The organism is Ktedonobacterales bacterium (assembly GCA_036557285.1).
Taxonomy (GTDB): domain Bacteria; phylum Chloroflexota; class Ktedonobacteria; order Ktedonobacterales; family DATBGS01; genus DATBHW01.
Genome location: DATBHW010000014.1, coordinates 1 through 20,749, shown reverse-complemented (window position 1 = coordinate 20,749; position 20,749 = coordinate 1). Strand labels below are relative to the sequence as shown.

The 20,749-nt window shown below is 58.8% G+C and carries 23 protein-coding genes and 1 tRNA gene; 4 read left to right on the top strand and 20 right to left on the bottom strand.

Annotation, left to right across the window (positions count from 1 at the left end):
- Window positions 1-118: 118 nt before the first annotated feature.
- Together VH599_05185 and VH599_05180 are read left to right on the top strand one after the other, a co-directional pair.
- Window positions 119-189: transfer RNA gene (locus VH599_05185), tRNA-Gln, on the top strand.
- A gap of 159 nt (window positions 190-348) precedes the next feature.
- The gene (locus VH599_05180) at window positions 349-1,338 is read left to right on the top strand and encodes a hypothetical protein (GenBank protein HEY7347691.1); all 990 of its coding nucleotides are present in this window, start codon (window positions 349-351) and stop codon (window positions 1,336-1,338) included.
- 109 nt (window positions 1,339-1,447) lie between these two features.
- Here VH599_05180 and VH599_05175 read toward each other — a convergent pair whose 3' ends face one another.
- The 6 genes from VH599_05175 to VH599_05150 form a co-directional block, all read right to left on the bottom strand.
- Entirely contained in the window at window positions 1,448-1,906 is a 459-nt protein-coding gene (locus tag VH599_05175; GenBank protein HEY7347690.1) for a hypothetical protein, read from the bottom strand.
- 20 nt (window positions 1,907-1,926) lie between these two features.
- Entirely contained in the window at window positions 1,927-2,496 is a 570-nt protein-coding gene (rsmD, locus tag VH599_05170; GenBank protein HEY7347689.1) for a 16S rRNA (guanine(966)-N(2))-methyltransferase RsmD, read from the bottom strand.
- On the bottom strand, window positions 2,497-3,681 hold the full coding sequence (locus tag VH599_05165; GenBank protein ID HEY7347688.1) for a hypothetical protein: 1,185 nt from the start codon (window positions 3,679-3,681) through the stop codon (window positions 2,497-2,499). It abuts the gene before it with no gap.
- A 98-nt stretch (window positions 3,682-3,779) separates the two neighbouring features.
- Entirely contained in the window at window positions 3,780-4,487 is a 708-nt protein-coding gene (locus VH599_05160; GenBank protein ID HEY7347687.1) for a hypothetical protein, read from the bottom strand.
- A gap of 79 nt (window positions 4,488-4,566) precedes the next feature.
- Complete coding sequence (locus VH599_05155) at window positions 4,567-5,067, bottom strand: PaaI family thioesterase (protein HEY7347686.1); 501 nt, start codon at window positions 5,065-5,067, stop codon at window positions 4,567-4,569.
- A 15-nt stretch (window positions 5,068-5,082) separates the two neighbouring features.
- Window positions 5,083-6,186 (bottom strand): A/G-specific adenine glycosylase, encoded by a 1,104-nt coding sequence (locus tag VH599_05150; GenBank protein ID HEY7347685.1) that lies wholly within the window; start codon window positions 6,184-6,186, stop codon window positions 5,083-5,085.
- Between the two features lie 320 nt (window positions 6,187-6,506).
- On the opposite strand from VH599_05150, the gene VH599_05145 reads away from it, so the two are divergent.
- Both VH599_05145 and VH599_05140 read left to right on the top strand, forming a co-directional pair.
- Window positions 6,507-7,652: a cystathionine gamma-synthase gene (locus VH599_05145; protein HEY7347684.1), complete on the top strand. Its 1,146-nt coding sequence runs from the start codon at window positions 6,507-6,509 to the stop codon at window positions 7,650-7,652.
- A gap of 56 nt (window positions 7,653-7,708) precedes the next feature.
- Window positions 7,709-8,308, top strand: coding sequence for a hypothetical protein (locus tag VH599_05140; GenBank protein HEY7347683.1), 600 nt, complete (start codon window positions 7,709-7,711; stop codon window positions 8,306-8,308).
- Window positions 8,309-8,400: 92 nt separating this feature from the next.
- Here VH599_05140 and tatC read toward each other — a convergent pair whose 3' ends face one another.
- The 14 genes from tatC to VH599_05070 all read right to left on the bottom strand — a co-directional run.
- The gene (gene tatC / locus VH599_05135) at window positions 8,401-9,207 is read right to left on the bottom strand and encodes a twin-arginine translocase subunit TatC (GenBank protein ID HEY7347682.1); all 807 of its coding nucleotides are present in this window, start codon (window positions 9,205-9,207) and stop codon (window positions 8,401-8,403) included.
- A gap of 2 nt (window positions 9,208-9,209) precedes the next feature.
- Window positions 9,210-9,482, bottom strand: a complete 273-nt coding sequence (gene tatA / locus VH599_05130) for a twin-arginine translocase TatA/TatE family subunit (GenBank protein ID HEY7347681.1) — start codon at window positions 9,480-9,482, stop codon at window positions 9,210-9,212.
- A gap of 385 nt (window positions 9,483-9,867) precedes the next feature.
- On the bottom strand, window positions 9,868-10,110 hold the full coding sequence (acpP, locus tag VH599_05125; protein ID HEY7347680.1) for an acyl carrier protein: 243 nt from the start codon (window positions 10,108-10,110) through the stop codon (window positions 9,868-9,870).
- Window positions 10,110-10,556 (bottom strand): transcription antitermination factor NusB, encoded by a 447-nt coding sequence (gene nusB, locus VH599_05120; protein HEY7347679.1) that lies wholly within the window; start codon window positions 10,554-10,556, stop codon window positions 10,110-10,112. The genes acpP and nusB overlap by 1 nt, the downstream gene beginning before the upstream one ends.
- 23 nt (window positions 10,557-10,579) lie before the next feature.
- Window positions 10,580-10,918, bottom strand: coding sequence for an Asp23/Gls24 family envelope stress response protein (locus VH599_05115; protein ID HEY7347678.1), 339 nt, complete (start codon window positions 10,916-10,918; stop codon window positions 10,580-10,582).
- A 19-nt stretch (window positions 10,919-10,937) separates the two neighbouring features.
- Window positions 10,938-11,723 carry a 3-oxoacyl-[acyl-carrier-protein] reductase gene (gene fabG, locus VH599_05110; protein ID HEY7347677.1) on the bottom strand — a complete coding sequence of 262 codons (786 nt, stop codon included), beginning with the start codon at window positions 11,721-11,723 and terminating at the stop codon, window positions 10,938-10,940.
- 36 nt (window positions 11,724-11,759) lie between these two features.
- On the bottom strand, window positions 11,760-12,782 hold the full coding sequence (fabD, locus tag VH599_05105; GenBank protein ID HEY7347676.1) for an ACP S-malonyltransferase: 1,023 nt from the start codon (window positions 12,780-12,782) through the stop codon (window positions 11,760-11,762).
- A gap of 76 nt (window positions 12,783-12,858) precedes the next feature.
- Entirely contained in the window at window positions 12,859-13,059 is a 201-nt protein-coding gene (gene rpmF / locus VH599_05100; GenBank protein ID HEY7347675.1) for a 50S ribosomal protein L32, read from the bottom strand.
- Window positions 13,060-13,304: 245 nt separating this feature from the next.
- The gene (locus tag VH599_05095; protein ID HEY7347674.1) at window positions 13,305-13,856 is read right to left on the bottom strand and encodes a DUF177 domain-containing protein; all 552 of its coding nucleotides are present in this window, start codon (window positions 13,854-13,856) and stop codon (window positions 13,305-13,307) included.
- Between the two features lie 185 nt (window positions 13,857-14,041).
- Window positions 14,042-14,752, bottom strand: coding sequence for a hypothetical protein (locus VH599_05090; protein HEY7347673.1), 711 nt, complete (start codon window positions 14,750-14,752; stop codon window positions 14,042-14,044).
- A gap of 80 nt (window positions 14,753-14,832) precedes the next feature.
- Window positions 14,833-15,342 (bottom strand): pantetheine-phosphate adenylyltransferase, encoded by a 510-nt coding sequence (coaD, locus tag VH599_05085; GenBank protein ID HEY7347672.1) that lies wholly within the window; start codon window positions 15,340-15,342, stop codon window positions 14,833-14,835.
- 57 nt (window positions 15,343-15,399) lie between these two features.
- Complete coding sequence (locus VH599_05080) at window positions 15,400-16,674, bottom strand: transposase (protein HEY7347671.1); 1,275 nt, start codon at window positions 16,672-16,674, stop codon at window positions 15,400-15,402.
- A gap of 395 nt (window positions 16,675-17,069) precedes the next feature.
- The gene (gene recG, locus VH599_05075; protein ID HEY7347670.1) at window positions 17,070-19,883 is read right to left on the bottom strand and encodes an ATP-dependent DNA helicase RecG; all 2,814 of its coding nucleotides are present in this window, start codon (window positions 19,881-19,883) and stop codon (window positions 17,070-17,072) included.
- A gap of 68 nt (window positions 19,884-19,951) precedes the next feature.
- On the bottom strand, window positions 19,952-20,749 hold a 798-nt coding region (locus VH599_05070; GenBank protein ID HEY7347669.1), incomplete at its 5' end, for a TRC40/GET3/ArsA family transport-energizing ATPase.

Here is a 20,749-nt window from a genome sequence, read left to right as displayed (position 1 = left end):
GGAGGCGGCGCTCCCAGTAACACGCCTCGCTTGCCAACACCTCAGATTTGGGAGAACCCACCATAGAAAACCGCTTGACATGGCTCAGTCCCATAGGGTATATTAGAGATGTCTGCTTTGGGGTATCGTCTAACGGTAGGACCCGTGACTCTGGATCACGTTGTCTAGGTTCGAATCCTAGTACCCCAGCCTCGTTGAAGAACCGGATATTTCCGGTTCTTTTTTTGTAGGTTCCCCCCAGGCAGAGTTGGCATAGAATATGCACGGTTCTCTTGACGCAAGGCGTCTGGCCGAGCGCCTGGCATCGGCGCCTTATTGCCGTCCTGGTATGAAGAGAAGAGGGATACAATGGAGCAAGATATTACAGGGATGAGCGATGCGAGCGACCTCCCTGAGCATCTCCCAAACGATAAAGAAGAACCCGGTAGCGCAGAGCTTGCAGCCGATCTGGCGCGCGAGCAAGCGGCAGGGCGGATCCCACCAGGGTCGGCCACCCCAGGCCAGGGAGAGGATGCCATACTCTTTGTGGAAACTGGCAGGCTGCCTGATCAGGAAAGCGCCCTCTCACCGGAAGATGCCATCCTTGGGACGGCTGACCTGGAGGCAGGTTCACCCTGGTATCGCTCGCGCTGGCTCTACCTGGGAGCAAGCCTGGCAGGTGGAATAGCCCTGGCTGTCGGCGCTGCGCTCTTGATAAGAAATCGCAACGCCCGGCGACGGCGAACAGCCCTGTGGCGCGCGCAAAACTTCCTCAACCAATGGTCCAACCAATTGAGCGGCCAGACAGGCAGGCTTACCGAACAGGTCAGTCGGTTCACCGGGCAGATTGGTAAGCCTACCAGACGAGCAGGCAGAGTACGCAGGCGGGCAGATATGATCACCAGGCAGGCGCAGAATCAACTCAGCCGCCTTGCCAGCCGTACACAGGGAGTACCCCTGAGCCGCATGCCACGCCAGCGACAGAAAACCATCACCAAATGGCTGAAGCAGACCCGGCGCCAACTGACCAACCTCTCCCGGCAGGCTGGCGGTCAAATGGGTTCCTTCGGAGACGCTCTAAGTTCCGTGAGAAGCTCTCTTAGAAGGACTACGCGAGCAACCACCGCCCAGGCTATCGGCAAGACCCAGGAGAGTCTGGCGCAGGTCAGGCAGGGCGTCGCAAGTGGAGCAGCCAGAACAGGCAAGGGCATCAAGTCGGGGTGGAAGTTCAGCCGCAATTTCACGCTTGGCATGACGGCAGGCGCTGTCTGGGCCGCGCTCTTTACGCCCCAAAGTGGAGAGGCCACGCGCCAGCGACTCACCGCATTCTTTCCATCGCGCAGGCCCAGGAACCAGTAACGCGCGCCACCTGGCCGCCTACCAGGACCATCCATCGCTACCATCAGACCGCGCTGGCGCAAGCGCCAGGGGAGCGCGACAAAGCATCAACAGCGTCGCTTCAGCGCCCTCAAGGCTGATCTTCTGGAGCGGCGCTGTTGGCGTCAATCAGATCGAGCATGCGTTGCAGCTTGCGCATCACTTCCAGAATATTGCTGCGCTGACGCTGATAGCCGTCGGGCCGCAGTTCACGAAACCAGCTATCAATATCGCCGTCGCTAATATCAAACCACTTGAGGTCCGCCTGAAGCCGCAGATGCACCCGCATCGCCGGATCATGGCGCGGCGGCCCGGCCTTTTTCTCCTCGGCTGGCGCCTCCTCCGGTTCTGCGGCTTCAGCCGCCGGATGGAGCGCGGCATAAAGCGCCTCGACCTCATTCGCCTTAAAAAAAGCGTCTTTGCCGACGCCCCCATACGCCCGCAAGCGCTTCTCTCGAATGAACTGCTCCAGCGTCTTGCGATCAACCCCCAACCGACGAAGCGCCTCGCTATCATCAATAAAAGCAAATCGGCTGGCTGGCTTTGACATCGTGGCGTTCCCTCCTGGCACTAGCTTTTTAACTGGTGCTCATAGAAAAGCAGCAGCGTGCTGCCATAGCGCCGCTCATCTACCTGGCGAAACTTACGCAGTGGCAGGTGATCGAGGTCCACCCGCTCTTTGGGAAAAATCTGCACAATCGCCAGCGCCCCGGCATCTGTCAACGGCAGGCGCTCTACCTGAGCCAGCGCCTTTGCCGCCAGTTGCTGATATTGCGGAGGCGCTATATATACCATATCATACCGCCGCCCCTGGGAGGCTGCCAGGTCCAGAAAACGAAAGGCGTCTCCCCGAACCACCTCGGCGCGGTCTGCCAGGCCAGTTGTCCGCAGATTCTCGCGTAATACTGCCGTCACCTGCTGGCTCAACTCGATAAACGTCGCGTGCGCCGCGCCCCGGCTCAACGCCTCCAGCCCAACGGCCCCTGTTCCGGCGAAGAGATCGAGAAAGCGCGCATCAAGAACCCGCACGCCTAAAATATCAAACAGCGCCGTCTTGACACGATCAATCACCGGGCGTGTCCCGGCTGTCTTCGGGTGCTTGAGCCGCCGACCTTTCGCCTCACCACCAACAATGCGCACTTACGATTCCTCTGCCGCTGTCAGTCTGAGCAGCATATCAACTTCCTCTTCAAAATGATCGTCTTTGCCCCAGCGGATACATTCAGCCACCTGATCTGGGCTTAATCGTTCCGGCAGAGACACACTCCAGATGGCCTGCAACAGCGCCGCCGTTTTTTCCGCCCCGATCTGATCCTCCACCACATAGCGAAAAGCCTTCAGATTGTCGCTGCTGGGTGGGTTCAGCCGTCCACGCAGCCGACGCAGCCGCTCCAGCAGGGTCCGCGCCCGCGCTTGCTCCTGCAAAGAGTTCAGATTTCGCTCTCCACGAATCGGAATAGGGGTGCGAGGCCGTTCGCGCACGCGCAGGTGTTCATTTCTTTCCTGCGCGGCCACATCAGCGGAGGGCTGTTCTTCATCACCTATCAGCAAGCCACCCTCCGGCAGCGGGCGCAAGATCGTCTGCTCGACAGGGGCAGCCTGCGAGAGCAGCGAGGTATACTTCAATTCAGGCGCCTGGCGATGAGGCGAGCCAGACGCTGGAGGCGAAGAGACGCCTCGTGTCAGCGATCCCTCTGCTGAGGAGCTGCCAGAATCCTCAACTGCTGCACGAGCGCCAGTTGATGCAGGGCGCTCGTGAAGAAGCTGAAGCCGTAGCTGCTCCAGCGCCTGCCGCAAATTCACCCCATCCAGGGTACGCACGCCCAGCCGCTCCATCGCCTGGCGCGGATTTAACCCCAGCACAGCGATCTCCGCGATAAATTGCTTGCGATCAAGCGCGGAGCCAGCGGCGGGCAAAGCCTCTGTTGGCCCTGGAGCAGACCAATCAGCCCCCTCTGAGACAGCGCCAGCCATAGTTGGCGGCGCGCCTGAACCAGTCGGCCTGGCGCCCGCCCCACTTCCTTCGACAGCAGACGCCGATTCTTCCAGACCCCGCATATCGCGGGGGTTTCTCCTCGATGAGTCGGCAGCCACCGGGGTCTTCTGCGTCTTCCCCTGATCCAGCAACTTGTTCACCTTGCTGTTCAGATGTTGGGTCATCTGATCGAGGCCAGCGTCAGCCTGCCGCAGCAGGCGCTCGATTTCCTCTGCCGAGGCGTCTGGCCGCACCGGCAGAGCAATCTCGATGGTGCGCACCTGCCCAGCGACTGAAAATTGTACCGACTGTTTCAGCCAGATACGATCCGACGCATCCTGCGGTCCCATCACATAGCCCTCCAATCTCCAAGAGCCATGACGGGACCAGCATGCTGGTCCCGTCATGGCTCTGCAAGGACATTTCGACAAGCTGCCTATCAATGACGCTAGAAGTCTCGACCTTTCTCACGCCTGCGCGGCTTTTCCGTTTTCTTGTGTTTCTTTCCTCGACGGGAAGAAGACCAACCATCTCCCTCCTCCTCCTCCTCGTCCTCCTCATCGTAGAGGCTATCATAACTATAGGACTCTTCTTCTGGTTCCGCTTGCAGATTGGCCTCCTCAGCCTCCGGCAAGGGTTCCAGATCTTCGATAACGTCTTCCTCCTCTAGCCTGGAACTGCCCTCACTAGACTCCATATCAATGAGACCAGCCGCAGCGGCCAGATCAGCCAGCGACTCAGCGCCGCTCAATCGAAGCGGCGGCGCTGACGCCCGGCGGCTAGCAGGCTCTGCCTCGACCACTGGCGGCGTCGCTGGGCCTTTCGGCGCTTTCCCGGCTTTGGCACTCATCTCTGATGCGCTCTCCGCCTCACTCTCCTCGGCCTCTTCACCTTCCTGAGCGCCTTTTCCCCCGCCAATCACTCGGCGTCCGGCTGCCACATCCAGCCAGAACTGCGAGTAATAGCGTGGTCGTTCTGTTTCCTTTTCAAGGTCTTTTCTTGCCATCATTCCACCTTGCTCATCAACGTGCAGCTTTGATTTTTTGTCCCTGACAACGCTTCGATAGACCACTGAAGCAAAAGGATCAGCCTTGTCGGACACCTGCCCAACAGAAGCACACCACTTCTTGCTCGTAGCGCCTACCTCGCATGCCATGATACTGAAGTTTTCTAAACGATGTCAAGCTGAATCGTTGGTACTCTGCCGTCTGATGCCCCTGGCGCAATATTGAAAACTAGAACCAGCGATCCAGCCCTGGATAGGTTTGCAGCGCCTGCTGGCGAAGCTGCTCAGGATAAGGGAGAAACGTCCCTCTGGCCTCGGCAATGACCACTGCCGGATCAGCAGCCAGGGCAATTGCCCCGCGCGCAATGACCATACGAGCGCGGCGCTGTTCAATTTCAGCACTCACCCGCAGTAACTGCCCTACCACTGCCGGCTGGCGATAACGAATCTCCAGACGCCCCGTCATCACCCACTCTCCGTGGAGCAGCGCCGTGCGCGAGAGCGCCTCATCAAGCAGCGACGCCAGAACCCCACCATGCACCACTCCAGGGAACCCCTGAAAAGCTTCTTCCGGCAAGAAATCGGCCAGGATACATTCGCCTTCGCGCCGAAACTCAACCCGCATCCCAGAGGCATTGCGCACCCCACACACAAAACAACGCTGATAATCGCTGCGATCATTTAATCCACCGACTTCATCTTTATCTTTCGATAACCTTAGATCAGACAAGGACAGCTCCTCATGTTAGGGCAGCGAGACCAGCAGCGCCGCATAGTTCTGTGCCTCGTGATCAGCAAGCTTATCTGGCTCGCCGTGCAGCGCAATCAAGCCATCGTGCGCCAATCGTCGCGTAAGGCCATACAACCAGGCCAGATCAACCGCAGAAAAATCTGGCTTCACCTGCGGCCCAAGGTCCATCAAATTCAAGCGTTCCCCTGGCGCCAGCAACCGCAGGGCATCCACAATACGCCCGCGAAAATAGCGCGTCGTGCTGGTAAATGGTTGGGCCTTATAGGCTGCGGGCGTTTCCGCCACCTTGCCCAGAGACCTATTTGCTCGCCCGGCATCGGCAAGGCCATCCACACCCTTTGTCAGCGTCCGTTTCCGCAAGGCTGCGTCTGCCCTTCCTTGCTGAAGCAGCGCCTGCAATCCCTTGCCCGATGGAAACAGCGTATGCTGGCCCACCTCTTCATACGCGCAGCAAACCTGCTGCATAGGACAATTTTCACACGCTGGAGTCGCTGCTGTGCAGACCGTCGCGCCCAGGTCCATTAGCGCCTGATTCCAGCGATATGCCTCGCCGGATGGCAAGGCGGCCTCCGCCAACTTCCAGACCGCCTCATCGCGCACAGGGGCTTCCAGCTTTTCAATGCCAACGAAGAGGCGATACAGCACGCGCCGGATATTGGTATCAACAGTTGGCGCCTGTTGATGATACGCAAAGCACGCGATAGCCCCTGCGGTATAGCGCCCCACGCCCTTGAGCGTGCAGAGTTCCTCCACTTTTGCTGGAATCTGCCCCTGATACTCAGCCATCACCTGACGCGCGATGGCTTGCAAACGCACTGCGCGCATATTATATCCCAGCGGCGACCAGGCGCGAATCACCTCAGCCGTCGGAGCCTCGGCCAGCGCCGCCAGCGTGGGGAAGCGCGCTAAAAACTCTCGATACTTGGGAAGCACGCGATCCACCTGGGTTTGTTGGAGCATCATCTCCGAAACCAGAATAGCATAGGGGTCATTCGTCTCGCGCCAGGGCAGTTTGCGGCCAGCGCGCTCATACCATTCCAGCAAGAGGCGATGGGCCAGCCCCAGGCGCTCAGTATCAGGAAGGGTTATATCAGTCATGCACGTATCAATCTCTATGGTCTCGACAGGCGCCCACCCACACCGGCGCTACAGATAACCAGGAACCAGTCATTGGCTCAGGAAAAACACTCCAGGAAAAACATAAAGAACGGGCTTACCAGCCCTGGCGCAGCCATTATACCATACGCTGAGGTTTCGCCCGGCTTTTTAAGACAGCCTCAGCCGCCTCCACGAGTTCCGTGAAATGCCATGAACTTTTTTGCAAAGCAGCGCATTTAAGCAAGAGGGCGATTGAATCAGGGTGGTATAATAGCTGCCAATGACAAAGCAGTCACAGCGTAGCATCAGAGAAAAGCAGGATCAATACTATGGAGTTTGCAACCAGAGCCATCCACGCCGGGCAGAACCCGGACCCGACCACCGGGGCGACCATCACCCCCATTTTCCAGACTTCGACCTACACCCAATCCGGCCTGGGCGAGCATAAGGGCTATGAATACTCGCGCACCCAGAACCCCACCCGCACCGCCCTGGAAACCTGCCTGGCGGCCCTGGAAGAGGGCATGTATGGGCTGGCCTTCGCCAGCGGCATGGCCGCCACCAGCGCCGTCCTCAGCCTCTTCAATCCGGGCGATCATATCCTCGCCTGCGATGACCTCTACGGCGGCACCTATCGCATCTTCGAGCGCGTCCTGCGCAAAGCAGGGCTGGACTTTAGTTATGTACCCGCCAGCGACACCTCCGCTTATAAGCAGGCCATCCGCCCCAATACCCGCGCTATCTGGGTGGAGACGCCAACCAACCCCTTGCTCAATCTGGTAGACCTGGCCGCCGTTGCTCAGATAGCCAGCGATCATCAGGCGCGGCTCATCGTTGACAACACCTTTGCCAGCCCTTACCTTCAGCAGCCGCTGAAACTGGGCGCGCAGATCGTCATCCACAGCACCACCAAATACATCAACGGCCACAGCGATATGATCGGCGGCGCAGCCATCACCTCCGACGAAGAAACCTACCAGAGCATGAAGTTTTATCAGAACGCCGCTGGCGGCGTGCCTGGCCCATTCGACGCCTGGCTGGCTCTGCGCGGCGCCAAGACGCTGGCGGTGCGCATGCGCCAGCACTGCGCCAACGCCCAGGCCATCGCCACCTATCTGAGTGAGCATCCCCGCGTGCGCAAAGTCTACTACCCTGGCCTGCCCAACCACCCCAACCACGCGCTGGCGGCACGCCAGATGCGCGACTTTGGCGGCATGGTCTCGTTCGACCTCAAGGGCGCGCGCGCCGATCTCGATCACGTCGTGCGACGCCTCAAACTCTTTGCTCTGGCCGAAAGCCTGGGCGGAGTCGAATCGCTGGCCTGCCACCCCGTCACTATGACTCACGGCAGCATCCCCGTCGCCGAGCGCGAAAGACGCGGCATTACCGAGACATTGCTGCGCCTCTCTGTCGGCATCGAGGACACGCAAGACCTGATCGCCGATCTACAACAGGCGCTCGGATAAAAGGCGCAGCCTCCTCGCCTTGGGAAACGTGAGGCGAGGATGAGAAAAAGAGAGATTTGACCTGCGCGTTTCTAATCTGGTATCATGAAGCCAGCCCGCATCACCAGTCAGTGGGCTGGCGAACTATGCGCTTCGCCCGCGCGCGCGGGCGCTGGGAGGAGTATCAAGCACTCATGGGGGCAATCATTCAATGGCTCTTCACGGACCCTGGCGCCGCTGGGGGCGGCCACGGACAAGGGCCTGACGGTTCTGAACTATTCCACTTTTTTCTTCCCTGGATCATTTTCTGCGCGCTGGGGCTGCTCGTGCCATTTTACTATTGGGTCGAAGGTCGCAAACGCTTCTTCAAGAAGAACGTTCTGAACAAACGGCTCATGGATAAATACATGAACAAATGGGTGATCATTGCCCTGGTCGGCTGGCCCCTGATCGGCGCTCGCGGCCTGCTGGACAGCACCCCGCTGGCCTGGCGCTTCTGGCGCTATCTCTGGCTCATCTGGGTCGTGGAAGTGACAGCCCGCCTGCTTTTCTACCTCATCGTCAAATATCCCGAGGAGCGCCAGGACTACCTGCGCAACGCGCGCCTGCTGGAATACTTCCCCAAGCCGCGCGACACCAAAGGCAAACCGCGTGAGGCCAAAGCCGGACGCCGCTAACACGTTCGAGAGACTAACAAAGCAGAGCAGGGGATACGGGCCTGGTACCCGCATCCCCTGCTCTGCTTATGGGCTTCTTCGTGGGCTATACGCTACTTTTTCGTTACCCGAATCAGGATAATGCTCAACTCATACAACATCGTCATGGCAAGACCCAGGACAATTGGGCTGTAAGGGTCGGTGCCAGGCGTTATGACTGTGGAGAGAATCCACAGGATAACCAGAGCCAATGCCCGTTTGCGCCGCAGGGTCTGCGAAGACAGGATGCCGATCTGCGCCAGGAAGGTCAGCACCAGCGGCAGCTCAAAGACAATCCCGAACGCCAGCATGAAGAAGGCGACAAACGTAAAGTAGCTGTTGGCAGTGATCAACTCAAGGAAGTTATCCTTGCCAAAACTAATCAGAAAGTTGACCGGAAAGCGCAAGGTCAGGAACCCAACGGCCAGCCCCGCCAGGAAGAGAACCACCCCGATCAGCACAAACGGGCCAGCCCAGCGCCGCTCGCGGCGTGTCAGACCAGGAGCCACAAAAGCCCAGATCTGATAGAGAAGCATCGGCGACCCCAGGCCAATGCCCACCGCCACAGAGAGCTTGAGAACCACCGAAAAGGCTCCGCCAATCTCTGTCGTCGTCAACCTCGTTGCTCCGCCAGGCCCCTGGACGAGCGGATTTGCCGCCACAGGCAGCGGGAGCATCAGGAAGTTCATAATAGGCTGCCAGAAGATGAAGCCGACGATACTCCCCAGAACAATGGTGACCGCGCAAATGATGATACGCCTGCGCAGCTCTTCCAGGTGGTCCACCAGCGACATCGTACCGCCGGTTTCCTCTTCTTCTTCCGGTGGCTCTGGCTCGTCGAGGCCAATGACCTGATCCTGGTCCAGTTCGCTGGTAGCCATAGCTATTCGACTTCGACTTCTTGAGGCTTCTCAACGCTGGCGGCAGGCGCAGTAAGCGATTCCTTCACCTCCGGGCTGACCGCCTTGTTCGAGGTTGAAGTAATCTGCTTTGGCTCAGGCGATTTAACCTGATCGACAATCTCGTTGGTCGCCTTCTTAAACTCACGAATACTCTTACCGACCGCGCCGCCAATCTCAGGCAGTTTGCGAGGGCCAAAGATGACCAGGGCAATCAGCAGAACGATCAGCAAATCCCACGCATGGAATCCAAACATGGCGTGCCTCACTTTCAGGGGACCAGTGGCATTGAAACGTCACTGGCTTAGGGTCTCTTTCTTGAAGATTATACCATACCCATCTGAAAGGACCAGGATTACCCCAATAATCTGACAATGCGTGGCAGAAGCTCCATGCCAGGGTGTTTCAACCATCTCCTCATCCAGAACCCATCCAACAGATGGAGCATAGTACATCTTCTACTACACAGAAAAGTCACCATTGGATCATCGAGAAATTCATGCAAATGGATAGAAGAAGCCGCAAGCCCCGATCAGGTGAGTCTATCTGATGGAGGAGATGCAAAGAAAAGAGGCATTCCCTACAGGGGAGCAGAACCTCTTGCCGAGGTTCTGCTCCCCTGGTGAGATATGGTGCTGAGACTTAGTGGAGGTGTTCCTCGATGTAGTCCTGCGCTTCGCCGACAGTCGTGATCTTCTCGGCATCTGCATCCGAGATTTGCAGCTTGAACTCCTCTTCCAAGGACATAATCAACTCAACTAGATCAAGCGAATCAGCATTCAGGTCATCGACGAACGATGCGGCAGGAACTACCTCAGATTCGTCCACGCCCAGTTGATCGACAATAATCTTTCTTAGTCGGTCGAACACGGTGTTGGATGACATCATCTCACCTCGCTTTCCGCACCGGACATGGGCAAACCTTGAGTCCGGCTGAAAATTGTACCCAGAACCCCATTGACGAATCGGCTGGAGGTATCACTACCAAAGGTTTTGGCTAGCTCCACGGCCTCGTTGATGGCGGCCTTAGCTGGTACAGTATTATTGAACAGAATCTCGTAGATTGCAAGCCTCAAGATGTTTTTATCAATCTTTGCCATCTGCTGCAACGGCCATTCCTGCGCCGCCTTCTCAATCTCTCCATCAATCGCAGACAAATGAGCGAGAACCCCTTGCACTAATTCTTTGGCAAAGTCTACCACACGGGGCGGAAGATGGCGCTGCGCGGCATGCCGCTCTAAAACAACGTCAATGCCATGATGAGATGTATCGTATTCGTAAAGAGTCTGCAAGGCAATCATTCGCCCCTGCCTGCGCACACCGACTGGCATCTCATCCTCGTCCCCGACCTGGGTCAGGCCACATCTTGAATGTAAACGTTAATTTCTTTCACCGTCAAACCAACCATATGTTCAATAGCGGCGCCAACGGCATCCTGCACCGCTGTGGCTACCTGGACCATATTGCTGCCAGACTCCACCACCAGATAGAGCGCGACGCCCACCTCCTGATCGGCCAGCGTCAAAGCGATCCCGCGACGGGGCGCTTCACGATCCAGCAAACGCGAGAAATGCCCACCAACCGAAGCCAGCCGGACTACCCCTGGCTCCTTGAGCGCAGCCATCTCAATAATCGTCTCCAGCACCTGTTTGGCAATGCGTACCGCGCCCAGTTGTTCGGTTTCCGTTTCCATCACACGGCGCTCCTCTTCCTTAAAGCCCCATCCCACCATCAATCACCAGCACCTGCCCGGTGACATAGCCCGCCGCCGGGGTACAGAGAAAGCTAATCACCGCTGACACGTCTTCTGGCGTTCCCACCCGGCCCAACGCCACATGGTCCAGCATCCGCTGGCGCAGCGCCTCTGGCAGATGGGCAGTCATCTCCGTTTCAATAAAGCCCGGAGCCACTGCATTCACCGTAATGTTGCGCGAGCCAACCTCCTGCGCCAGACTTTTGGTCAGGGCAATCACCCCGGCCTTGGCCGCCGCGTAATTGGCCTGCCCGGCGTTACCAGCAATGCCCACAACCGAAGACACATTGACGATTCGCCCCCAGCGCGCCTTCAGCATGCCGCGCAGCGCGGCCCTCGCACAGAGATAGGTTGATTTGAGATTGGTGGTTAATACGGCATCCCAATCGGCCTCGCTGATACGCATCAGCAAATTATCACGAGTCAGCCCCGCGTTATTCACCAGAATCTCGACAGCGCCAAAGGTCTCGGCAATGGTCGCAAACAGCCGATCAATCTCCGCGCTCTGGCTGACATCAGCCCTTATAGCAAGAGCTTTGCCGCCCTGCTCCTCAATCAGCGCCTGGACTTCGCGGGCAGCCTCCGCGTTCCCCCGGTAGTTGACCACCACATTCGCCCCTAAACGGGCAAGCTCCAGCGCGGTAGCGCGCCCAATGCCGCGTGAACCCCCTGTAACCAGGGCCGTCTTTCCAGCAAGCGTGGTTGGTGATGGCTGGCCGGTGGAACCTCGTTTGCCCTGCTCCATCACATCTGGCCTCCCAAAAGCAAATATTTTTCTGCCTCACGCATCCTTCAACCGTGAAAGCAGATCATCGGCCACGCGCGCGACATCGGCAGCGGCGCTGACGTTGAGCGTAGTGGCCCCCTTCACAATGCGCCTGACCAATCCAGAAAGAACCTGGCCTGGCCCGATCTCCACAAAGAGCGAAACTCCCTGGGCAGCCAGAAACTCAACCGTCTTGATCCACTGAACTGGCGAAACAATCTGGCGGGCCAGTTCTGTGCGCAGCGCGGCGGCCTCAATAACGGGCCGCGCACTGATGTTCGAGACGAGAGGGATCGTCGCGTCGCCCAGCCGCGCCTCAGCCACCGCCCGCGCCAGCCCGGCTGAGGCCGGTTCCATCACTGGCGAGTGAAAAGCGCTGCTCACCGCCAGGGCCACGACGCGCTTTGCGCCACGCGCCGAAGCCAACTCCATCGCGCGCGCTAACGCCTGCTGCTCGCCAGAAATAACGATCTGACCAGGAGAATTATAATTCGCCACGACCACCCGGCCCATTCCTGGATGTCGGCTGGCCTGCGTCCCCGACGCGGCGAGCATTTCTTCGGTGGCCTGCGCGCAGACTTCTTGCAGCACAGCATCATCCAGGCCAAGCACTGCCGCCATCCCGCCAGGGCAGACCGTCCCCTCCTCGTGCATCAATCGCCCTCGTTCGCGTACCAGCGCCAGCGCCGCTTCCAGGTTCAGCGCGCCGCTGGCGGCCAGCGCGGCGTACTCTCCAACACTGTGACCGGCCACATAAGCAGGCTGAAGCCGTTCACGAGCGCCCCCGGCAGCTAGATGCTCCTCAAGCGCAGCGAGCAATGCCATGCTGACCACCACGATAGCAGGTTGAGCGTTGATAGTCTCCTTGAGCGTTTCTTCTGGCCCCTGGAAACAGAGAGCAGAGAGCGCGAATCCCAGGCAGCGATCAGCGCGCTCAAACACAGCGCGAGCCGCCGGAGAGGCAGCGGCAACATCCGCCCCCATCCCAACGGCCTGACTCCCCTGGCCGGGAAAAATAAAAGCGATAGGCTCGCTCACGCCTGATCTCCCTCAATTGGCTCGCTGGCTTTCCAATACTGGGAAGCAGGCTTCGCCAGCGCGCGTGCTTTTCAGCTTATTGCCCGGCAGCGCGTTTCTCTTTAATCGGCAGCACCTGGCGCCCGCGATATGTCCCACAATTGGGGCAGACATGATGCGAGAGACGCGGTTGGTGGCACTGTGGACAATTAATCAACTGCGGAAGCTTGAGATGATGATGACTACGCCGCTTTGCCTTGGCGGCCTTGGTCACTTTTCGCTTCGGTAGAGCGCCCACGATCTTTCTCCTCTATACCTGGCTTGGATTATGACTAGCTTGAACTATGGCTAGCTTGAACTAGAACTGGCTTGAACTATATCTGGCTTGAACTATGACTAGCCTGAACTATGGCTAGCTTGAATTATAGGCATAGCAGCGATTGCCCGCTGGAACCGCAGCACAGGTAGACCCTGCGCTGCTCCTGGGCAGCAGCGCCCGCCCATTGTATCACAAAGAGAGCCTCGCGCCAAAAAAGCCGCGCGCTATCGCTGCGGCTGCTCTGGCTGTAAAGACTCCTTGAGCAGATCGCCCAGCACGCTTAAACGCTCATCAATCGGGGGCTGGCAATCACACGGACCCTCATTCAGATTTTTCCCACACTGCGGACACAGACCTGCGCAGGTCTCCTTGCAGATAGGCTGCATTGGCAGCGCCAGCAGCAGGTTCTGGCGCAGCGCCTCGCGCAGATCAAGCTGATGGTTCTGGTCAATGGGGAAGATGAGCTCATTATCACTTTCCGGCAGCGAAAGGCCGGTAATCACATCAATAGTAGGATAAAACTGTTCCTCCAGATCAAAGGATACCGGCAGGGTAAAAGGGTCCAGGCAGCGCACGCAGCTTAATTCAACCTGCGCCTCAATTGGGCCATCAACCAGAATGCCCTGATTCGTGCGGCGCATGCGCAAGCGCCCGCTGATTGGGCCAGCCAGCCTGACCGATTCATCCTCCAGATACAAGGTGTCCGCATTATCAAGTTCAACAACCTGGGTAGCGCCCACCTGGGCTTTTAAGAGTTGCGCAACGTTATATATCATCCTCTTCCCTCCCATCTCTACAGGAGAGCCATCAGGAGCAAGCAAATGCCTGCTTATTATACCCGTTCTCAACAGGCGCTGTCAAGCGCCGGGGCGCTAAGAGTGCGCTCCAGCACAGGTCTGGCGCTTCGAGCAACGGGCAGGCAACCGGGCAACAGAATCATACAGAGAAGCAAGCGATCTCGTTAATGTTTGCGCGGCGGGAAGGTTCTAGACTCGCTCACACGAGACGGTTCTTCAGGAGCAGGCGGCTCCAGCGGGGCTGAAGAGCGTCGGGGGAAAGCAGGCGGCTGAGGCGGAAACTCTTCGCGCATTGCCCGCCTGTGAACCATACGCGCCACACCTTTTTCTTTCCATGTGGTCTCCGCTTCTGTCGTCTCCTCCTCGCGCTGAACAAGCGTCTCCTCTGGCTCCTCCTCTTCGCCTTCCTCAGCGCGGACGGCCAGGGTCTCCAGGCCCATATGAATACTGAGCATTGTCTGTTCGAGCTGGACCTGCAAGCCGCTGAGTTGTTCTTCCAACCCACGCAGCGTTTCAGCAGCATAGGCGTCGGCCCCATCGCGAAGCTGGCGGGCGCGTTCCTCTGCTTCGCGCTGAATCTCAGCCGAACGCTCGCTCGCCAGTTGCACCATCTTCTCATCATTGATGAGCCGATCAGCTTCCTCGCGGGCAGCAGCAATAATACGGCTGCCTTCTGCCTGGGCCTGGGCCAGCAGCCGCTCGCGTTCCTGGTTCAGTCGGCGGGCCTGCTTGACTTCTTCGGGTACCGCCGCGCGCATCTGATCGATGATCTGAAGCACCTCTTGCTCGCGCACCAGCACCCGATTGGTCATTGGCATCCGTTGGCTGCTGGTGATAAGGTTTTCAAGGCGATCCACCAGAAAGAGAATATCCATACTGACCCTCCTTGGCGCCTGCCGGGGAGCAGCGGATACATCTGCTGACTGCCCGCTATACTAGAAAACTGGAAAAGCACTCATCGGGCAAACTTCCGTTGCAATGCCTGTGCCACCCCCGCAGGCACCAGACCATTCGGGTCGCCCCCTAATTTTGCTACCTCTTTCAGCAGACTGGAACTCAGGAAGAGATAGCGTGGCTCCGTCACCATCAGCATCACTTCGATCTCTGGCGCCAGATTGCGGTTCATCAGCGCCTGCTGAAATTCGGCCTCAAAATCCTGAACGGCACGCAGCCCCTTCACGATCAAGCGCGCGCCAACCTGGCGCACATATTCCACTGTCAGCCCCTCAAACGATTCAACCCGGACATTGTGAAGCTTTTTTTCGGCAATCGTCTCCTGCCAGAGCTGCACGCGCTCCTCAGTTGTAAAGAGCAGATTCTTCGAGGGCGTCGTAAACACCCCAATAATCAACTCATCTACCACCCGAGCCGCGCGGATAGCAATGTCCAGATGCCCGTTCGTCAGCGGATCAAACGACCCAGGATAGACGGCAATCAGTGGCCGCCTGGAAGCGCCTGCGCTCACACAAGCCCTCTCTTTTTCACAGCGTATTGAGCATACAGTATCACAGCCGTTAGTGAACTATTGACTGGTTGGTATGGCTGGCGCTGCCGCCAGCGCCCTGGGCTGGACTGACCAGGCAAACGTTAACCAGACGGGCCGAACTGCAACGGCCTCTATCCCATCGGCCTCAAAGGCGTTTGGGAGTGCTTTCCGCAAAATGTTGGCGGACCCATTCACGTCCGCATTCACGGTGCGCCCGTCCCTGGCCTGATACAAGCCGCGCTTGATGCGCTTGCCGCTGAAGACGGGCTTGCCTGCCCGCTTCGGATCGTAGAGGGGCATGGCATCGCTGTCAAGCGCACTGGCGCGGCTGGTGTAGCTCTCTTCCTGAAGCACAAACCGCATGCCTGCCAACTTCGCTTTATATGCCAGCATCTGGATAAAGCGGGCATGCGGCAGTCCGACAAAGTGCTGATTATTGACCCGACCTAGCTCGGCTTCTTGCTTCCAACCAGCGTTCTTGCCGACAATGAGCGTGCCTATCCCCTCTTGCGCCAGCAGGGCAATAATCGCTTTGCTCGCCGTATGCAAGTAGTGATTGATGCGTCGGGTCCGCCTGGTGGTCAGACGGGCCATCCGCGCCGTTATCCCCAGATGGCTCAAGGCTTCCTGCAATGCCGCCCGCCGCTTATTGTAGTAGTGGTTAGTGGATTTGATCGGACGCCCGTTAACGAGTCGGGGGACAAAGCCCGGCTTGTTTGAGGTTAGCGCCGCGAGATTGTCCACGCCAATGTCTACCGAGGCCACCAGGGCTGGGTTGCCGGACGGGGCGGCTTCTGCCTGTTCATAGACGATTTCGACGACATAGTAGCCCGCACGCGGGACAATGCGGGCCTGCTTGACGGTTTTGTGGCCCGTCTGCACTTCAATGTCCAGACCCGAAGGCCGGAGGCGCCCACGAGCAAGCGCCCGACGGGAAAGAGCCTGGAGGTCATAGATCAAAAGGAAGCGGCCCCTGGTTTTGTGCTTGTATTTGGGCAGCTTCGGGCGGCCCAGGAACTTGCCGGGGGCTTCCTTCCAGGCTTCCAGCGCAGCGAAGAAGGCCCGCCAGTTCGTATCCAACTGCCGCAGGATGGAGTTTCCAACTTTGCGCGGCAGGGCACGATAAGCGGGCGTGGGCTTCATCCGATGATAGACTTCTGAGTTTCCAAGGTAGCGGTGTTCAAAGATGTAGGTTTGCCGCACCTCATAGAGCGCGGCATTATACAGATTTTTGGCGGCGAAAGCAGCGGCGTCAATGGGCGCAAAGCGGCTATCACTGTGCTTGATGACGTGTTGTTCGACGAGCTGCATCCTCTGCCTCCAAGGCCCGCTCCAAGAGCCAGAGCACATCCTTGTTCAAGGACCGTCTCTCTTGGGTCGCGTGCTGGCGCACCCGCTCCAACAAGTCGGGCGGGAAATAGACCGACATGCGTTGTGGTTTGCTCTGGTGTTCCATAGCATTATTATACCGCTAGCATAATGCTATGTCAAACGCAGGATAGTCAAGGATACGCGAGAATAGCCAGGAAATCCTGTGAACGGTTTCTACACGCGATTCCCCAACGCGCCCGGCCAGGTCCACCGGGAATCTTGCTCTGGCCCCTATTAAACCATATGGTCTGCTGCCTGTCTATCATCTTTCCAGGGGACTGATAGCGCCTGCAAACGCAAGGATCAGCGCGTAGGTACCCTCTGCAATAAGCGCCTCAATGGCCGACAAAACGGCTCCAGAAGGTGGCTACTCGCTCACGCAGCCGCCGATGCTCGTTTTTTTGCAGGTATGCATCGCTGGACCAGAGCCATTCGGCCTGCGCCCGCGCCACCTCCAGCAGCCGCGTATCCGCCAGGTTAGCAACACGAAGCTCCGGCAGCCCGCTCTGGCGTGTACCAAAAAAGTCTCCAGGGCCGCGCAGCTTCAAGTCTTCTTCGGCCAACGTAAAGCCGTTGGTGGTGCGCTCAATCACGCTCAGGCGCTCCTGGGCTTGCGGCCCGGACCCCTCGCTCAGCACATAGCAAAAGGATTGATATTCGCCGCGCCCGACGCGCCCGCGAAACTGGTGGAGCTGCGACAAACCAAAGCGGTCTGCATCCTCAATCGCCATCACCGTTGCGTTGGGGACATCAACGCCGACCTCGACCACTGCGGTAGCGACCAGCACATCCAGTTCGCCATCGCGGAAGCGCCGCATCACCTGCTCCTTTTCGCTGCCCTTCAGAGCGCCATGCACCAGCCCCAGCCGGAGCGTCGGGAAAACCTGGCTGCGCAGGCGCTCGTACTCAACGACGGCGGCTTTCACATCCTCCAGCGTTTCCGATTCCTCGATCAGCGGGCAGATGACATACGCCTGGTGTCCCTGCTCCACCTGTTCGGCAATCACATGGTAGGCTTCCGCACGCCGCGTGCCGGAACGCCAGCGCGTGATGATTTGCTGGCGGCCCAGCGGCATTTCATCCAGCGTCGAAATATCCAGATCGCCATAGAGTGTCAAGGCTAGCGTGCGCGGAATAGGGGTGGCTGTCATCACCAGCATATGCGGATTGTAGCCCTTCTGGCGCAGGGCATCGCGCTGCTCGACACCAAAGCGATGCTGTTCGTCCACCACTGCCAACCCCAGCCGCGCAAACGTGACCCCTTCCTGTATCAGCGCGTGCGTACCCACCACCACCATTGCCTCGCCCGATTCAACCGCAGCCAGCATAGCGGCGCGTTCGCGCTGGCGCTGGCTCCCGATCAGCAGAGCGACTCGGATGCCAAACGGCTCCAGCAGGCGCGAAACGGTGCGATAGTGCTGCTCGGCCAGGATTTCGGTGGGGGCCAACAGCGCGCCTTGCAGGCCGTTGGCTGCCGCCGTCAAGAGCGCCGCCGCCGCCACCACTGTCTTGCCCGATCCCACATCGCCTTGCAACAGGCGGCACATCGGCTGCGCGCGGCTCAGGTCCGCCAGAATCTCTCTGATCACGCGCCGCTGCGCGCCTGTGAAACGGAACGGCAGCGTCGTTTCAAGCGGTGTATCAATCGAAACCGGCCACAATCCCGGCCCTGGAGGTCGTTCCCCGACAGAAGCAAGGCTCGTACTTTCTGGAGATGCTTCGCTCGCTTCCACCGTCTCAAAAATCTGCTTCAGATCAACCTTCAGCGCAAGCCCCTCAACCTTACTGCTCCACTCTGCCCGACGAGCCAGCATCCCTAGCTGAATCAGAAAGAGTTCATCAAATGCCAGGCGGCGTCTGGCGCTGACTAATCGAGATTCATTCTCAGGGTAGTGGTACTGGCTCACCGCCTGGGGCAAAGAAGGTAGCCCGACCCGCGCGCGAATCGTCGCAGGCAGGAACTCCGGCAGCAGTTCGGCGCAGCGATCTACCGCCCATTTGGTGTAGCGGCGCAGCGCCTTGGCGTTTAGCCCTTCGGTCAATGTATAGATGGGGACCAGCCGCCCGGTATTCACGAGATCGCCCTGCTCCGGTAACTCGTGGCTGCGCACATTGAATTCCACTTTGTTGCCAAAGCGCTGCTTCACGCCGGTCAGGACGATATAGCTGCCGCGCGTCAACTGCTTGAGCAGATAGGGCTGGTTAAACCAGGTGGCGCGAATCTGCCCCGTCTCGTCCGAGACTCTGGCGACGGTGCGCACCCTGCCGCTGGCGCTGCGCACGTTCTGCACCTCCCAGATCATCCCCATGATCGTCACCACCTGCTCCAGCGGAATCGTCGCAATCTTTTCGAGCTTGCTGTAATCGTGGTGCTCGCGCGGGAAATACGTCAGCAAATCCTGCACCGTCTGGATGCCCAGGCGGTGCAGCTTCGCCGCCTGCGATGGACCAACTCCAGGAACGGCTGTCACCCGCGCCTCCAGCAGAAAATGGCCGTCTACTGCCGCCTGGCCGTCTTCGATCTCCGGGTGCAAGGCTTCTTGCTCATCGTCCGATGCTGACGGCGCGGCGAACGCCGTTTCATCGAGTTGATTCGATAAATCCACCAGATGGCTGCTGCGAATCACCGGCGAGGACACCGGCCCGCGCGCGGGCTGCACATCCCAGGGCGCAGCTTCCTGCGCCACATCAGATGGAACAAAGGCGGGCGCGGCTTCCTGGGGAGGGCTGCTCCTGATGGGCGTAGATCGGGCTTCCGGCGCGCGCCTGCTCGCATCCGTCGCTGGCAGCGTGCGCGGCCCTGAAGACGCAGCCGCCGGGCGAGACGCAGGCTGCGCAGCCGATGCCGCTGCTTTGGGCGCCTCAGCCGTCTGCCCACCGAGTTTGGCGAGCGCGGCACGCACCCGCGCCGCGCGCTGCATGGGATCAAGCGCGCGATAATCTTGCAATAAGTGCTGAATGGCCTGCTCAACCGGCGGCGCGCCAGTGGTTTCTTTCAATTCACCGGCCAGCCGCAGTTTTTCCACTTCCTCGATCCAACGTGCTACAAAGGCTTCTAAGCCGCCAGGGCGGACGGTTTGATCGGTATGCCCCAGCCGCTGCTCATGGAGGAGAATCTTCCGAGCCTTCTCAATGACAGGTGGTAGCACGCGCGCATCCCCTTTCTCGCACTTCTAGCCGCGTCGCCAGCGGATTGGATGGGAAACGTACAGGCAGCTTAAGATGCTACTGCCGCCGGTTCGAAATGAATCTCCAGGTTCTTTTCGACAAAGCGCGCCACCTTGGCGTCCATTGGGATCAGCACGGCTGGCAGCGTCAATTCGCGCTTGAAATTGCCGACCTCCACCACCATCTCGTCGCCTTTCTTCGTCAGGACGACTTTATTCAGTTCCACATGGGGCAGCGGCAGACGCAAGATATAGCCCTGGCCGTTTTTGACGACTTCCTGCACCGCGCCGCGATAAAAGACCTGCGTCGGGTCGTCGTCGCCAAAGATCGTATGCGCCAGCTTTGCCAGCGCCTCCACGCCCAGAATCTCCTCAGAAAGATACGGCCCTTCCCAGATGGGCAGCGGCTGGAAGGTATTGTAAATCTCCTGGCGATAGCGCTCCTGGGACTCAAACAAGCGCTGCATAAACACGTCGTGATAGTTCGCTTTCGGCAAAACGCGGTTGCAGACAACGCCATCGATGGGATAGTTATAGAGCGCCAGATAGGTTTCTGCCCGCAGCGCTTCTTTAATCACCATCTTCTCCGGATTGACCACCAGCCGGTAGGAACTGGTTTCCGGGTCCGTCAGCACCTCGCGCAGCGCCTTCACCCGCCCGTTGAGCCGCTGGAAGGATTCCGCCAGATTGACCGTTGAGGGTACAAACGCTTTCAGCAGCGGCCTCGCCAGGTTTACCGCCGTCTTTTGCAAGACGCTGGTGCGCCCCACGTACCAGAGAAATGATTCCGGCAGACTGAGGAGCCGCATCGTCTCGCCGGTTGGCGCGGCATCGATCACCACCGTCTC